We start from the raw sequence: 13,663 nt of genomic DNA, 5'->3' as shown, positions 1-13,663 counted from the left end.
GAATGCTCTACCTCAGAGACTTCCCGATCCCCAAGCCCCGCCTCCTGGAGTCTCGATCCTCACCCGCTCCCCGGCTTCCGCCCGATAGGTCACCGCGCCGGCCAGGACCTCTTCGCCTCCCTCCGGAAAAATCCTTGTCTGCTTTCCTGCTTGGCCATCACCGCCACCCCGCATGCCCGCGGGACCGGAAAGACGCCGCTCCGTCAGGAAAGAAACGGTCTGGGGCTTCAGGAACTCCACCTCGCGGACCACGCCGTCCCCTCCGGGATTGCCCCCCGTGCCGCCGGAACTACGGCGAATCTCGTACTTCCACAGGCGCACCGGGAAGCGGTGCTCCAGAATCTCGGGATCGGTGATCGCCGTGTTCGTCATGTGGACGTGCCGACCGGAAGCGCCCTTGTGTTCCGGTCCCGCACCCGAGCCGCCCGCGATGGTCTCGTAGTAACCGCCCCTGTCGTCGCCGAAGAGGAAGTTGTTCATGGTGCCCGGTCCGTTCGCCGCCAGCCCGAGCGCTTCCAGCAGGAGATCGGTAAGCCGCTGGCTGGTTTCCACATTTCCGCCGACTACCGCGGGAGCCGCATTCGGATCGTCCCCGAAATCGGGCGACAGCAAACCGGGCGGAATGATAATCTCGACGGCTTCCAGCAGTCCTTCGTTCAAGGGCACGTCCTCACCGATCCAGAGGCGCAGGACATACAGCACCACGCTGCGTATGATGGCGGGCGTGGCATTCAGGTTGCGCGGGTGCACCGCACCGGTGCCGCTGAAGTCGATACGCATCTTCCCTTCACCCGCGTGAACTGAAACCCGAAGAGGCGTGCCGTCGTCGAAGGCTGATGCCGCTTCCCGATCGATGCCGGATGTTTGCAGGCGCTCGTTCATGAGTGCGCTGGAACGGGCGAGGATACCGAAGAGCTCGGCACTCACCACCTCGCCGCCGTGTTCGGAAACGAGGCGGGCAATCGCCTCCCCGCCGTGATGCACGGAGGCAAGCTGAGCTTCGAGGTCGGCGAGGTTATCCCCGATCCTGCGCGAGGGCCACGGGGCATCCCGCAGCAACACCTCCACTTCATCGAAGCGAGGCACCTCAGCGGCCACCAGCAGGCGCGGCGCGATGACCACGCCCTCCTCTGCTAACGAGCGCGCATTCGCTGGCATCGAGCCCGGTGCCTTGCCGCCGATCTCGGCATGGTGCGCGCGGTTTGCCACGAAAGCGACACGCTGACCATCGGCATCGAAGACCGGCGCGATCACCGTGACGTCCGGCAAATGCGAGCCACCGAAGGCCGGGTGATTCGTCACGATCACATCGCCCGGCCCGGGATCGAGCACCTTCAGCACTTCCCTCACGCAGACGCCGAGCGCTCCGAGATGCACGGGCACGTGCGGGGCGCTTGCGACCAAGCGACCCTCCCCATCGAGCAAGGCGCAGGAAAAATCGAGCCGCTCCTTCACATTCGTGGAGAGCGCGGTGCGGCGCAGGAGTTCACCCATGGCGCTCACGATTCCCTCGAAGCGGCTGCGGAAGAGCCCTGCTCTCACGGCCGCAGGCATCAGTGCATCCGGGGAGGACTGAGGGAGCTCCCTTTCCCGCCCTAACAAAAGCGTTCCTTTCGTCCCCCTCCTCATCTGCCACCCCGCGGGAATCACACAGGTGGAGAAACGATCCTGCAATAGGAGCGGTCCCACGGTGACTTCGCTGGGGAAATCCTCCCGAACCTGCGCCGTCTGCCCCTCCTCCGCCACCACACGGAGCGACACCAGTTCCACCGCCTTGCCGACGGGAGGAGCATAGCCGTAGAGAAGACGATACTCCGCCGCGAACTTCTCCCGGAGTTGCTCCGCAGACTCGTCCACGTCACCGGCTTCTACGACGAGTGCCGTATCTTGTCCCACCAAGCGGAGATCCGCCAGCCAGCGGAACACGGGACGCGTCAAACCCTCTGCCGCTTCTTCGGCAAGCTCTCTCCAGATGACTTCACAAGAAGCCGCATCCAAAGGTCTCAACACCTGTCGCACGCGCTGCTCCTGCCGCCGCGCCCGCTCAAGCCCCCAGGCACTCAAAAGCCCGGCATCCGCAGGAATGAGCACCGAGCGCACGCCGAGCTTCTCTGCCACCGCACAGGCATGCTGCGGCCCGGCCCCGCCGAAAGCCAGCAGCGCGAAGTCCTCTGGAGCGCACCCCTCGCGCACGCTCACACCGCGGATCGCTTCCGCCATGGTCTCCACGGCGATATCGCGCAGGCCCGCAAGCAGACCATCACGCGAGGCCGATTCACCGGCCCCTGCCATCTCGGCAAGCAGCTCTTGCAGCCGATTCTCCGCCGCAGCCAGATCGAGCGGGATCCCCGCCTTGCCCGCATCCATGAAACCCGACAGCAAATTCACATCGGTCAGGGTCAGCGGCCCGCCGCGACCGTAGCAGGCCGGGCCGGGATCGGCACCGGCGCTTTCTGGGCCGACTTCCAACCGCCCGTTCCGCCACTTGCAGATCGAGCCGCCGCCCGCCGCCACCGTCTCGATCTTCAGGGCCGGAGCGAAGACTCGCGCTGGCCCGATCTCCTGCTCCTGCCGCCATTGGAAAGGGCCGTCGATCCGCGCCACATCCGTGCTGGTGCCGCCCATATCGAAAGTGAGCACGCGAGGAAAACCCGCCGCCCGCGCCAGTTCCGCAGCACCCACCAGACCGCCCGCCGGACCGGATAGCAGCGAGTCCTTCGGTCGGAAACGGCTGGCAGACACCAAGCCGCCCGCACTGGTCATCAGCCATGGCTCGCTGTCCTCCAGAGCTCCGGCCACCCGGCTGACGAAATGCTCCATCACCGGCGTGAGGAAAGCCTCCGCCACGGCCGTCTCCGCCCGCGGCAGAAGGCGGATCAGCGGCGCGATGTCTGCGGAGAGAACCACGTGCCGAAAGCCCGCCTCACGCAGGATCTCCCCGGCACGCTGTTCCTGCGCCGGATTCTTCCATGCGTGCAGCAGGGCCACCGCCGCCACGGTGCAGCCGGATTTTAGAGGCTCGCCAGCAGCTTGCCGCAGGCTCGCCTCATCCAAGGGCGTCACCACTTCACCTCCCGCGCTCATGCGCGCGGGGATCGCCGCGGTGAAGGACGCCAGCACCTCCGGCTCCGGCTGCTCCAGGGAGAACAAGCGCGCGCGCCGCTGGTCCCGGATCACCAGCAGATCGTGAAATCCTTTGGTCGTGAAAAAGGCGAGCCGTGCTCCCTTCCTCTCCAACAGAGCATTCGTGCCACGGGTCGTGGCCACCCGGAAATCCACCGGCGGCAGGGATTCTCCCACCGGCGTTCCAGTAAGAATTCGTGCCACCGCAACCGGGGCCTCATCCCCGCTGGAGAGTCCGATGACCGCACCAACTACGAGATTCGTCGTACTTCGATCGAACCTCAGACGTCTCGCACCGTCGCGGCTTCCGGAGACGATCGCCTCCCCGCAACGCCAGCCCCGGAGCGTATCATCCGGTGCCTCCACCCCGCAGTCGGTGATCCACCAGTCCCCGTCACGGGCGGTCAGCGTGCAGCGCAGGGTGCCATCGGACAGGATCTTCCCGCGCCGCTCCTGCCCGTCCGGACCGAGGGCCCAGGCATCGGTGAAGGTTCCGCCGGTATCCACCCGGATGCGCCACGCTGCTTGCATACCGGGATCAAAGCCGCCGGCATGCCACCGGCAAGCGCTCAGTCCACCCCTCTCAATCTCGCCAGATCCGCCAAGTCTTGAGGACGCCCCGTTGCGGCCTTGTTTGCCTCCAGAGCTGCCTTGCCAATTACTTGGATTTCCAACCCGTCCATGATGACAGGCGTTCTCGAATTCCAAGCATTCTCCCAAGTTACGCCGCTTATCCCGGTGAGCAGATCGATCCGGTTCGGAGCTCGCCCGAGTTGGATCACCTGATCCGGGACAAGAAAGTCCGCTGAAGTAAGACCCAACTCATCAAAGCCGAAGTCATCCAATACTCCCGCCAGCTTCTCCGCGTTCTCAGGAGAAACCAAGACGAGGAAATCGATATCTTCCGTGAACCTCGGTGCACCGTGAAACGCAAGCGCGTAGCCTCCTACGAGCAGGAACTCAACTTTCCGCGAGAGCAACAACCCGATAAACTCGCGGATATCCTTCTGCAGCTTCATTGTGGTTAGGATAGAACGAGGCCCCGCGCTCCAGAAGCTCGGCGAAGATTTCGAGAGCCTCGGCGGAATCCGTGACCAGAGGAGGGATTCCCTCGCTTTTCAAGGAGCGCTTCACCACGACTTTCTCCATGTCAGCAGCCTAGCATTCGCACGCCGAGTGTCGAGCCCCTTACGCCGACTGCAGGTCCACTTGATACAGCCGCTCCGCCGCACGGCGGGCATCCTTCGCGTAGGGCAGGCATTCCGCGCCGAGCGGCAACGGCAGCTTCAGCTCGCGCACCTTCCGGAACAGCTCGCTGTAGCGCACCTCGCCGGTATCCGGCTCGAAGCGGCCCGGGGAATCCGCGAACTGCACGTAGCCGATCCACTCCTTATGCCGCTCCAGATTGTCGATCAGGTTCCCTTCGTAGCGCTGCATGTGGAAGAGATCCCAATTCAGCAGCACCCGCAGCGAGCCCACGGCCTTGCAGATGGCCACCCCGTCCTCGCTGCCGTAGAGGCAGTGGTCGGGGTGGTTGTAGGGATTCATCGGCTCCAGGATGATCGTCTTCTTCTTCGCCTCCAGCACCGGCACGGCGGCGCGCAGCTTCTCGATCACCGCGGCATGCATCTGCTCCTTGGTCAGGCCCGGGATATTGTCCCCGCCTACCACGGTCATCAGCTCGCAGCCGGGCAAGAGATCCGCGGCATCGCAGGCGGCGCTGATCTCGTTCACGAAGTCCTCGACCGGATACTGCGGGTGATTGATCTGCTGGCCGAAACCCCAGGCAGTGAACTGCGTGGCGATCATGCCATGCTTCTTCAGCAGCCCGGCACCCGTCACCAGATCCTTGTCCCGCCAGGTCCACAACTCGATCGCCGGGAAGCCGAGCGCGGCGGCTTGCTCGATCCGCTCCTCGAAGGAGCCTTCGAACCACATCTCGATATTGACGGCGATTGGCGTGTGCGGGGTGCGTCCGGGAAGTTCGGTCATGCGGCGCGATTTGAGATTACCCAGCGCCGCGAGTCCACCTCCGAACGTCAGACAATCGTCCCCTGCCCGCCTTCGTCCTGGCCGGCATCGGCTACCGCACCCTCGTCAAAATCCACCTCGCGCACGCGCTTCCGGTCGCGCCAGAATTCCACCTGCTTGCGCAGGGTCTCGCGCAGATCGTCGCCATTGCGCACCGCCTTGATCTCGATCCGCGGCTGCGAGCGGTCGGAGGTCTCGATGATGAGCGTGGAGAGACCGAACATTCGATACCAGAAGGGCCGCTCCATCGAGGTATCCTTCACCCGGTAGAGTTCCACATCATCCATCTTCTGGTTGAAGATTCCGGAGCGCAGGCGGATCCGCTCGGAGGTCAACTCGTGGTGCACGCTGCGCGTCTCGATGAAAGTCCAGAGCGCCCAGCCGAGCGGCAGGACCAGTGCGGCCCAGACGATCTGCAGGCCGGGGAACAAGCCGGCCACCACGATGCCCGCGGCCAGCAGCAGGGCCACCACATACTTGCCGAGATTCAGCACCTGCGAGGGGCTGCCTTTCCAGAGAACTTCTTCGCTCACGTTTGCAGACTGAGGGATAAGCCCGGGGTTCAACAAGTGGAGAAATGGACAGGATTTGGAGCGCTTGCTTGAAAGAACAATCCCCGCGCCCATGTCTAGGCTCCCGATGACGATCACTCGCTTCTGGGAAATCATCGGGGACGTTCACGAGGCCTCCGGAGGAGATATGGATGTGAAGTGCGATCTCCTGCGCGAACGCTTGGAGACCCTCGACCCGGATGAGATGAAATCCTTCCGCCGTCATTTCGATGCCTGCGATGCGAAGGCCTACACCTGGGGTCTCTGGGGTGCCGCCTATGTCATCGACGGCGGCTGCTCGGATGACGGCTTCGACGACTTCCGCTCGACGCTGATCTCCCAAGGCCGCGCGGTCTTCGAGAGCGCCGTGAAGGACCCCGACAGCCTGGCCGAACAACCCTATCTCGACGGCGAGCCCTGCTACGAAGGCTTCGCCTATGCCGTCACCGATGCGGAAGAGCAGGTCGTCGGAGAGGCCGGAATTCGCTCCGATTTCCCTACGACCCCATCCGGAGACGATTGGGATGAAGAGGACCTGCCCCGGCTCTATCCGAAGCTCAGCCGCAGGTTTCCCTGATATCCCCCAGAGCGAGCCTCGTCCCGGGACCAGCTCCACCCGCCGCACGCAACTCCAGCCGTTGATCCGCTCCCAATATCATCTTAGGGACTCGGAGCTCGGCCTAGGGGATTGCATTGGGATCCCGACCGAAAATCTTCCTTACCAAGAGTCGTAGAGAATCTCACCTCACCGCGATCGGCTCGTCGGAAATCGTTCCCGGGAGACCTCGCAGATGCTTGTCCAGGAAGGTCCGGATGCGCCGGTTCAGCTCGGCATTCGCGAAGCCGTGCCCGGCCCCTTGCATCACGATCAGATGACTCTCCACCTTCGCCGATTCCAGCGCGGCATGGATCTTCTCCGCCTGATCCAGCGGCACCAGGTTATCCTCCGTGCCGTGAGCGGTCAGGAAGGGCGCATCGTCCTTCGTCACCCAGGTCACCGCGGAAGCCTGGCGCGCGTTCTCCTTCAACTCCGGGTCGCTCTTCTTACCGAGGAACTGCGAGATCATGTTCGCCCCTCTCAAGCGGGCCGCCGTGGTATCCTTCCCGAAGAAGGTAAGGAAATCCGTAGGCCCGAAGAAATTCACCACGCACTGCACCCGGCTGCTGACCTTGGCGAAGCCACCGAGGCTTCCCTCCAGCACCGGCTCGTCGTTGCCCGTGCCAAGCACCGAGACCAACTGCCCGCCCGCCGAAAGGCCCATCACGCCGATGCGCTCGGGATCGATGCCATACTTCTCCGCATTGCCGCGGAGGAAGCGGATCGCCGCCTTGCAATCGTGGATCTGTGCCGGCCACGCCGCTTCCTGGGTGAGCCGATAGTTGATCGTCGCGGCCACATAGTCGCCGGTGGATGCCAGCAAACGCACGAGATCACCGACATCTTCCTTCCGGCCCGAGAGCCAGCCGCCGCCGTGGATCAGGACCACCAGCGGACGCTTCGCGGCACCGGCCCGCTTGGGCACCACCAGATCCAACTTCTGCCGCGGATTGTTAGACCCGACGTAGTCGATATCCTTCAGGTGCGAGAGCTCGATTGCCTTGCCCGCTTCGCCGCCCGTCTGACCGGAAGCCGCCGCGAGGAATTCCTCGCGGGTAACGGCACCGTCGCCATTGCCATCGAAGCCCTTGAACTGCCCGCGGGCGATGTCCGGGACCTCGTTGATCGTGATCTTGCCGTCCTTGTTCGCGTCCAGCGCGGAGAAGGGATCGGCTTGGGCGAAGGCGGCGGGAGCCAGCAGCAGGAGGAGGGCGAGGGCGCGCATCGGCTTACTTCTTCTCCTCGGCTTTCGGCTCCTCCTTCTTGGCCTCTTCCTTCTTCTCCGCCTTGGCGGGGACGAACTTCAGCGCCACGCCGTTGATGCAGTAGCGCTGGTCGGTCGGGGTATTGAAACCCTCTCCCTTGAAAACGTGCCCGAGATGGCCGCCGCACTTCGCGCAGTTCACTTCCGTGCGGACCATGCCGCCGGAGAAGTCGTCGCGCGTGGTGACGTTCTTGGCCTTCGAGGGGTCGTAGAAGGAGGGCCAGCCGCAGTGGCTGTCGAACTTCTCCTTCGCGGTGAAAAGCTCCGCACCGCAGCCGGCGCAGTAGTAGGTGCCCTCACCCTGTTGGTTGAATTGCTTGTAGACCTCGCCGTTCGGCCGCTCGGTACCGGCTTGGCGGAGGATGCGGTATTGCTCCGGCGTGAGGATCTTCTTCCACTCCTCGTCGGACTTCTCGACCTTGCCGGTCGGTTGCTCGGGCGCTGTGCTGGCGGTTTCCATGACCTTGTCGTTCTTTTCCTCGGCCGTGCAGGCGCACAGGGTGAGCGCGGCGGCAAGCATGAGGGCGGATTTCATCGAAACAGATTTACGCACGGCAGCAAGAGGATGCAAGAGGGCGGGCTATTCCCGCCCGCTCAGGAGCTGCGCACCCATACGTCGCCACCCAGCGCGGGATTTCGCTTGAGTTCAAATCCCCAGGGAGTCGCCGGATTCACCGGACCGGCACCCTGCATGCGCCGTTTCACGAAACCGCCGACCAGATACCAGTAAACGCCGCGGCGGCGGTTCCAATCGGCCACAACCGGAGCTGAAGCGGGGATCCAATCCCCGACGTGGCATTTCAAAGGGTCTGTCTGAGCAGCAGGGGGTGTATTAGCATTCATCACATGTCATTTCGTCCAACTATGAGCACTACGCAAGCCACCCTCGCCGGTTTCACTTGATTTTCATATTCCCGCTGTTCGAAACACCCCTACCCCGCCCTTGGCCTCCTCCGCCCTTTCGTCCATAAAACGCGCATGTCCGACTCCATCTCCGAGCTCACCGGCCGCATCCGCGCCTTCGTCGCCGCACGGGAGTGGCAGCAGTATCACAACCCGAAGGACATGGCCGTGGCCATCGCCGCGGAGGCCGGGGAACTGCTCCAACATTTCGTCTGGCAGCAGCCGGATCAGGTCGAGCGCCGCGCCGCGGAGAAGCGCGACGAGATCGCCTCGGAGATCGCGGACGTGGGCATCCTGCTCTTCGAGATGGCGTATCTGCTCGGGATGAACCTGGGCGAGGTGATGGAGGCGAAGATCGCGCGCAACGAGCATCGCTACCCGCAGGACAAGGCCCGCGGGAACAATCTCAAATACAACGAGCTTTAGGCCCCTGGACCTCCCGGCTTGACCCGCGGCCACACAACGCCGATTCCTCAGGGGCGATCCAACGATCATCCATGAAATCCACCACTCTTTTCTTTGCGGCCCTCGCCGCCCTTTCGCTTGCCGCTTGCAACAAGCCGGCTCCCACGACCACGGAACCCGCTGCCCCCAAAGCGGACGCCCCGGCCGATGCCGCCGCTCCGGCAGCCGCTCCCACGGACGAAGAGAAGACCACGGCCAGCGGCCTGAAATACAAGGTCCTCAAGAGCGGCACCGGCACCGTCCACCCGAAAGCCACCGATACCGTGACCGTGCACTACCACGGCACCCTGCTGAACGGGAAGGTCTTCGACAGCTCCGTGCAGCGCGGCACCCCGGCCAGCTTCCCGCTGAACCAGGTGATCAAAGGTTGGACCGAAGGCGTGCAACTGATGAAGGTGGGTGACAAGTTCAAGTTCACCATCCCGGCGGAACTGGCCTACGGCGCGAACAGCCCGAGCCCCGACATCCCGCCGAACAGCCCGCTCGTCTTCGAGGTGGAGCTGCTCGGCATCCGCTAAGCTTCGATCTCCGGAAAAGAAAAACCCGCTGCGGCGTGAGAAGCGCTCCAGCGGGTAATTCTTTGGGGGTGTGTGCTCTGGGGATCGGGGGGATCTCGTTTTTCGGGGGGCTGCAAGCGGACCTACGGGGGATTGGCGTCGCTCACGCGGGAGATCATGGCCGATTTTGGGACACTTGCTATCACGCAGTCGCGCACAGGGATTCCACGTACGTCCTAACAGCCGTGGAAAACGGCCAAAGAAAAACCCGCTAGCAGCGTGGGGGACGCGGTCAGCGGGTGTTCCTTTTCGGGGGGTGTGTTAGTGTGTGTTGTCTTGAACAGCAGGCGGGCAGGCGGGGGGATCGGCGTCGCTTACGTGGGAGAGCATGTCCGTTTTTGGGACACTTGCTATCACGCAATCGCGCGCAGGGTTTTCACGTATGTCTCCCTACGCATCATGCGAACCACTTCACGCCGGCCGCGAAGATCGGCTGGCGCTTCTCGCCCGGGATGTTCTTGCCGACCAAGCTGCCGCTCCGCTCCGTGTGAGCCATCTTGCCGAAGACCCGGCCGCAGGGGCTGGTAATGCCTTCGATCGCAAAAAGCGAGCCGTTCGGATTGGTGTCGATCTCCATCGAGTAAACACCCTCGGTATCCACATACTGTGTGGCGATCTGGCCCTTTGCCGCCAACTCGGCGATCACGCCCGGGCTGGCGAGGAACTTGCCTTCGCCGTGCGAGACCGGAACGCTGTGCAGCTCGCCCGTTTCCATTCCTGCAAGCCACGGCGAAAGCGTGCTGGCAATGCGGGTAGTGACGTAACAGGAGACGTGGCGGCCGATGTCGTTGAAGGTGAGCGTGGGCGCCTCCGCCTGCGGATCGCGGATTTCGCCGTAGGGCACCAAGCCCGTCTTGATCAGCGCTTGGAAGCCATTGCAGACACCCAGCACCAGGCCGTCGCGGTTCTTGATCAGATCCATGATCGCATCCGCCACGCGCGGATTGCGGATCACCGTGGCAATGAACTTGGCCGAGCCGTCCGGCTCGTCGCCCGCGCTGAAACCACCTGGGAACATCAGGATCTGCGACTTGCGGATCTGAGCGGCGAAGGCTTCCAACGACTCTTCGATGTGGCGGGCTGTTAGATTGCGGAAGACTTGGATCTCCGACTCTCCTCCCGCTTCGTTGAAGGCCTTAGCGGAGTCGTATTCGCTGTTCGTGCCGGGAAAGGCCGGGATCAGAACCTTCGGCTTAGAGTGCTTCGTCGCCGCACCGCGGTGCATGGTGTTTGCGAAGGAAGCGGCCAAAGTCAGATGCGGCGTCTCGGCCACCTTGGTGTCTTCCTTGGTCGGATAGATTGGCTCCAAGGTGCCCAGCCATGCGGCCTGTAGCTCGGCGAGGTTGTGCGATTCCGCCGGGAACTCAAGCCGCGACGCGGCGATCGTCTCGCCGATCTTCTCCGCACCCAAGGCTTCCGGCAGCTCCGCCGTGTGCTCGATCAGGAAGCCGAAGTAACGCTCTGCATACGCATTCAGATCCGAAGAGATCTTCGCGCCGATGCCATTGCCGAAAGCGCTGGTGGCGACGCCGTGCATCAGGCCGCCGGCACCCAAGGCCTTCACGGAAACCAGCTTGCCCTCCGCATTCAGCTGGTGGAGCTGCTCCGCCACTTCCTTCAGGCGCTCGTAGTCGGGCAGGTTGTTGTCGTCGCGGGAAACTTCCACCAGCGAGAGCGTGTTGCCCGCCTGCTTGAACTCCGGCGAGAGCGCGCGGCTCGCGAGGCCCGGGGCCAGCGCAAAGGATACCAAGGTCGGCGGGACATCGAGATCATTGAAGGAGCCGGACATCGAGTCCTTGCCACCGATCGCAGCGAGGCGCAGGCCGTGCTGGGCATGATAGGCACCGAGCAGCGCGGCGAAGGGCAGACCCCAGCGCGCGGCATCGCCGCCGAGCTTCGGGAAATACTCCTGCAGCGTGAGACGGATATCGCTCAGGCGACCGCCCGCGGCCACCACCTTGCACACGGATTCCGTGACTGCATAGACTGCACCGTGGAAGGGCGACCAAGAGGAGATCTGTGGATTGAAGCCCCAGCTCATGTAGGTGCACACATCGGTATCACCTTCTAACAAAGGCAGCTTCGCCACCATCGCATCCGGCGGCGTGAGCTGGTGCTTGCCACCGAAGGGCCACAGCACCGTGCCCGCACCCACGGAGGAGTCGAAGCGTTCGCCCAGCCCTTTCTGCGAGCAGTAGTTCAGCTCGGACAGCAGCGCCGTCGCCGACTGCGGATTCACGATCGCGGATTGGAAGAGATCCTGGGGCGCGCCCACGCTCACCTTGGCAAGCTGCTGCACGCCGTTCGTATCGAGGAAGGCGCGGCTGAGATCCACGATCACCTTGCCGCGCCACTTCATCCGCAGGCGGCCGGTATCGGTGACATCCGCCACCTTCACGCACTCCAAGTTCTCCTTGTCGCACTCGGCGATGAAGTAGGCCGCATCCGCGGGATCGATGCACACGGCCATGCGCTCCTGCGATTCGGAGATCGCGAGCTCGGTGCCATCGAGACCTTCGTACTTCTTCGGCACGGCATCGAGGTCGATCTCCAGCGAGGGCGCGATCTCACCGATCGCCACCGAAACGCCGCCGGCCCCGAAGTCATTGCAGATCTTGATCTTCTTCGTCAGCTCCGGGTTACGGAAGAGGCGCTGGATCTTGCGCTCGGTCGGGGCATCGCCCTTCTGCACTTCCGCGGAGTTTTCCAGCGCGGTATCCGTGTGCTCCTTGGAGGAGCCCGTCGCTCCGCCCACGCCATCGCGACCGGTGCGGCCGCCGGTGAGAAGGATCACATCCCCCGCTGCCGGGGTACCGCGGAAAACCTGCGAACGCGGAGCCGCCGCGACCACCGCGCCGATCTCCATCCGCTTTGCCACATAGCCGGGGTGATAGACCTCCGAGACCTGACCGGTCGCAAGACCGATCTGGTTGCCATAGGAGGAGTAGCCGTGCGCCGCGATCTGGCAGATCTTCTTCTGCGGCAGCTTGCCCGGCAGTGTCTCGGCAAAGGGCGTGAGAGGATTACCCGCGCCAGTCACGCGCATGGCTTGGTAAACATAAGAGCGCCCGGAAAGCGGATCGCGGATGCAGCCGCCCAGGCAGGTCGCCGCGCCACCGAAGGGCTCGATCTCCGTCGGGTGGTTGTGCGTCTCGTTCTTGAACATCACCAGCCACTCCTCCTCCGGGCGGCCGCTGATGCTCACCGGCACCACGATCGACGCGGCATTCACTTCCTCGGAAACTTCCAGGTTATCCAGCTCGCCGCTGGCCTTCAGCTCGCGCATGCCGATCAGCGCGATGTCCATCAGCGTAACCGGCTTGTCCTCGCGGCCGAGTTTCTGGCGCGTGGCCAAGTAGCTTTCCCATGCCGCCTTCACCGGCTCCGCGCCAGGCTCGAAGTTCACCTCGTCGATCTTCGTGAGGAAGGTCGTGTGGCGGCAGTGGTCGGACCAGTAGGTGTCCAGCATCCGGATCTCCGTGATGCTCGGGTCGCGCTTCTCCTCGTCACGGAAATAGTTCTGGCAGAAGACCAGATCGGCATCGGACATCGCTAGGCCCAACTCCTTGCGCAGCGCGGCGAGATCGGCGGCGGGCTTGCCCGTGAAGCCTGCCAGCACTGCCACGTCCGCAGGCACACCGATCTTCGGCTGCAGGGTCTCCGGCAGGTCCATGCGGGCCTCGTGGGAATCCACCGCATTGATCACGTAGCCCTTCACCTTCGCCACCTCGTCGGCGGAAAGTCCGCCCTTCAGCACCATCACCTTGGCGGAGGAAACGAGCGGCCGCTCCTTCCCCGTCAGGATCTGCACACACTGCGCCGCGGAATCTGCCCGCTGGTCGAATTGCCCCGGCAGGTACTCCACTGCGAAGGCGTTTTCATCCCCGGCCAAAGCCAGGTCCGCCGAAGTGATATCCACCTGCGGCTCGGAAAGGATCAGGCCCACCGCCTGCGAGAATTCTTCCCCGGACAGCCCGTCGACGTCGTAGCGCTGGATCACCCGCACTCCCTTCAGTCCCTCCAGCCCCAGCGACTCCTTCAGATCGTGCAGGAGATGCCGGGCCTCGGCGTTGAATTCGGGCTTCTTTTCGACGAAAATGCGGTTCATGGGGCGGCGGAAAGCTGCGGAGGCGCTGGATGCTAGTCACCACCCCCGCGAGAGCAAGCCGCG

The 13,663-nt window shown here is 63.8% G+C and carries 11 protein-coding genes; 3 read left to right on the top strand and 8 right to left on the bottom strand.

Annotated elements, in window-relative coordinates:
- Positions 1-12: 12 nt before the first annotated feature.
- The 4 genes from OJ996_RS21535 to OJ996_RS21520 all read right to left on the bottom strand — a co-directional run bounded on the left by OJ996_RS21535 (position 13) and on the right by OJ996_RS21520 (position 5,687).
- The gene (locus OJ996_RS21535; RefSeq protein ID WP_264515755.1) at positions 13-3,654 is read right to left on the bottom strand and encodes a hydantoinase B/oxoprolinase family protein; all 3,642 of its coding nucleotides are present in this window, start codon (positions 3,652-3,654) and stop codon (positions 13-15) included.
- A gap of 38 nt (positions 3,655-3,692) precedes the next feature.
- On the bottom strand, positions 3,693-4,142 hold the full coding sequence (locus tag OJ996_RS21530) for a nucleotidyl transferase AbiEii/AbiGii toxin family protein (RefSeq protein WP_264515754.1): 450 nt from the start codon (positions 4,140-4,142) through the stop codon (positions 3,693-3,695).
- 169 nt (positions 4,143-4,311) lie between these two features.
- Positions 4,312-5,115, bottom strand: a complete 804-nt coding sequence (locus OJ996_RS21525) for a TIM barrel protein (protein ID WP_264515753.1) — start codon at positions 5,113-5,115, stop codon at positions 4,312-4,314.
- A 47-nt stretch (positions 5,116-5,162) separates the two neighbouring features.
- On the bottom strand, positions 5,163-5,687 hold the full coding sequence (locus OJ996_RS21520; RefSeq protein WP_264515752.1) for a PH domain-containing protein: 525 nt from the start codon (positions 5,685-5,687) through the stop codon (positions 5,163-5,165).
- Between the two features lie 91 nt (positions 5,688-5,778).
- Here OJ996_RS21520 and OJ996_RS21515 point away from each other — a divergent pair, with 91 nt between their 5' ends.
- Positions 5,779-6,282, top strand: coding sequence for a DUF4240 domain-containing protein (locus OJ996_RS21515; RefSeq protein WP_264515751.1), 504 nt, complete (start codon positions 5,779-5,781; stop codon positions 6,280-6,282).
- A gap of 163 nt (positions 6,283-6,445) precedes the next feature.
- Here OJ996_RS21515 and OJ996_RS21510 read toward each other — a convergent pair whose 3' ends face one another.
- The 3 genes from OJ996_RS21510 to OJ996_RS21500 all read right to left on the bottom strand — a co-directional run bounded on the left by OJ996_RS21510 (position 6,446) and on the right by OJ996_RS21500 (position 8,326).
- Entirely contained in the window at positions 6,446-7,528 is a 1,083-nt protein-coding gene (locus OJ996_RS21510) for an alpha/beta fold hydrolase (protein WP_264515750.1), read from the bottom strand.
- A gap of 4 nt (positions 7,529-7,532) precedes the next feature.
- The gene (msrB, locus tag OJ996_RS21505) at positions 7,533-8,027 is read right to left on the bottom strand and encodes a peptide-methionine (R)-S-oxide reductase MsrB (protein ID WP_345783801.1); all 495 of its coding nucleotides are present in this window, start codon (positions 8,025-8,027) and stop codon (positions 7,533-7,535) included.
- 134 nt (positions 8,028-8,161) lie between these two features.
- Positions 8,162-8,326 (bottom strand): hypothetical protein, encoded by a 165-nt coding sequence (locus OJ996_RS21500; protein WP_264515748.1) that lies wholly within the window; start codon positions 8,324-8,326, stop codon positions 8,162-8,164.
- 219 nt (positions 8,327-8,545) lie between these two features.
- On the opposite strand from OJ996_RS21500, the gene OJ996_RS21495 reads away from it, so the two are divergent.
- Together OJ996_RS21495 and bamJ are read left to right on the top strand one after the other, a co-directional pair.
- Entirely contained in the window at positions 8,546-8,896 is a 351-nt protein-coding gene (locus tag OJ996_RS21495) for a nucleotide pyrophosphohydrolase (protein WP_264515747.1), read from the top strand.
- A gap of 71 nt (positions 8,897-8,967) precedes the next feature.
- Positions 8,968-9,453 (top strand): BamJ family beta-barrel-assembly machinery protein, encoded by a 486-nt coding sequence (bamJ, locus tag OJ996_RS21490; RefSeq protein WP_264515746.1) that lies wholly within the window; start codon positions 8,968-8,970, stop codon positions 9,451-9,453.
- A 436-nt stretch (positions 9,454-9,889) separates the two neighbouring features.
- Here bamJ and OJ996_RS21485 read toward each other — a convergent pair whose 3' ends face one another.
- The gene (locus OJ996_RS21485) at positions 9,890-13,600 is read right to left on the bottom strand and encodes a phosphoribosylformylglycinamidine synthase (RefSeq protein ID WP_264515745.1); all 3,711 of its coding nucleotides are present in this window, start codon (positions 13,598-13,600) and stop codon (positions 9,890-9,892) included.
- Positions 13,601-13,663 lie beyond the last annotated feature (63 nt).

The organism is Luteolibacter rhizosphaerae (genome assembly GCF_025950095.1).
Lineage (GTDB): Bacteria > Verrucomicrobiota > Verrucomicrobiia > Verrucomicrobiales > Akkermansiaceae > Haloferula > Haloferula rhizosphaerae.
Note: the sequence above shows the minus strand (reverse complement) of the source record. Positions and strands in the feature narration are given on the sequence as shown.

Coding starts and splice junctions, on each gene's coding strand:
- msrB (WP_345783801.1), bottom strand. CDS start 8,027: ATGGAAACCGCCAGCACAGCGCCCGAGCAACCGACCGGCAAGGTCGAG.
- OJ996_RS21530 (WP_264515754.1), bottom strand. CDS start 4,142: ATGAAGCTGCAGAAGGATATCCGCGAGTTTATCGGGTTGTTGCTCTCG.
- OJ996_RS21515 (WP_264515751.1), top strand. CDS start 5,779: ATGTCTAGGCTCCCGATGACGATCACTCGCTTCTGGGAAATCATCGGG.
- bamJ (WP_264515746.1), top strand. CDS start 8,968: ATGAAATCCACCACTCTTTTCTTTGCGGCCCTCGCCGCCCTTTCGCTT.
- OJ996_RS21495 (WP_264515747.1), top strand. CDS start 8,546: ATGTCCGACTCCATCTCCGAGCTCACCGGCCGCATCCGCGCCTTCGTC.
- OJ996_RS21525 (WP_264515753.1), bottom strand. CDS start 5,115: ATGACCGAACTTCCCGGACGCACCCCGCACACGCCAATCGCCGTCAAT.
- OJ996_RS21535 (WP_264515755.1), bottom strand. CDS start 3,654: ATGCAAGCAGCGTGGCGCATCCGGGTGGATACCGGCGGAACCTTCACC.
- OJ996_RS21485 (WP_264515745.1), bottom strand. CDS start 13,600: ATGAACCGCATTTTCGTCGAAAAGAAGCCCGAATTCAACGCCGAGGCC.
- OJ996_RS21510 (WP_264515750.1), bottom strand. CDS start 7,528: ATGCGCGCCCTCGCCCTCCTCCTGCTGCTGGCTCCCGCCGCCTTCGCC.